This window comes from methanotrophic endosymbiont of Bathymodiolus puteoserpentis (Logatchev), assembly GCF_900128525.1.
In the GTDB taxonomy this organism is placed as follows: Bacteria; Pseudomonadota; Gammaproteobacteria; order Methylococcales; family Methylomonadaceae; genus Methyloprofundus.
Genome location: NZ_FQTQ01000137.1, coordinates 1 through 1,123, shown reverse-complemented (window position 1 = coordinate 1,123; position 1,123 = coordinate 1). Strand labels below are relative to the sequence as shown.

The window sequence follows — 1,123 nt, the reverse complement described above, 5'->3', positions numbered from 1 at the left end:
GCTCGTGCGATGATTATGCGTCCGGGACTTTTATTGGCTGACGAGCCTACGGGTAATCTTGATAGTCAATCAGGGTGTGAAATTATTGAGCTGTTGGAAAGCTTAAACCAACAACAAGGTATGACTTTGCTGATGATTACCCATGATGAATCTATAGGTCAAAGAGCAGAGCGCTGCATTCGCATTATTGATGGGCAAGTGAGCTAGTCATGCGCTTTAGCGATACGCTTAATCAATCCTATACGGCAATTAAAGCACAGCCTGTTCGTGTTTTGCTGATTGTTCTAGCTATGAGCATAGGGATCGCTTCGGTGACGATTCTAACTGCATTAGGTGAAAGTGCGCGGCTGTATATTGTTAATGAATTTCAAGCTTTGGGCACGCATTTAGTGATTGTCTTACCGGGGCGTACTGAGACTACGGGTGGGCAGCCGCCTATTTTTGGTGAAACACCGACTGATTTAACTTTGGCAGATGCCCATGCTTTGCTGCGTAGTCGACATATCGCGGCTATCGCACCCATTAATATTGGTGCCGCTCCGGTATCAGCTAGAGGTTTAGAGCGAGAAACTAATATTATCGGGTCAACAGCTGAGTTGCGCCAAGTACGGCATTTGAGTTTAGCCCAAGGGCGCTTTTTACCCGCAAGTAATAGTAATGAACCGCTACCTGTCTGTGTCATTGGGCGCACCATAAAAGATGAGTTATTTGCCAATCAACAGGCGCTTGGCCAATGGCTGCGAATTAACGACCGCCGTTTTCGAGTGATTGGCGTATTAGCGTCAGAAGGGCAATCTATCGGTGTTGATTTTGATGATATGGTCATTATTCCCGTGGCCGCGGCACAAGCGCTATTTAATACTCAGTCATTATTTCGTATTTTAGTTGAAGCAAAGTCTAAAGCTGCTATGTATAAAGCGGTTGATGAAATTCGAGCGATTATAAAAGCACGGCATGATGGCGAAGATGATATTACCCTGATTACGCAAGATAGCGTAGTCAAAACCTTTGATGATATTTTAACGGCTCTGACTTTAACCGTTGCCAGTATTGCTAGCATTAGCTTAGCGGTCTCAGGCATTTTAGTGATGAATGTTATGTGGGTTAGCGTAACACAAAGAAC

1 protein-coding gene and 1 pseudogene are annotated in these 1,123 nt (G+C 44.7%); both read left to right on the top strand.

Going from position 1 to position 1,123, the window contains the following annotated elements; genetic code table 11:
• Positions 1–207: pseudogene (locus BQ7314_RS11295) on the top strand (macrolide ABC transporter ATP-binding protein); the annotation flags it as partial.
• A 2-nt stretch (positions 208–209) separates the two neighbouring features.
• Positions 210–1,123: ABC transporter permease (locus tag BQ7314_RS11290; RefSeq protein WP_174483801.1), on the top strand; the 914-nt coding region annotated here is incomplete at its 3' end.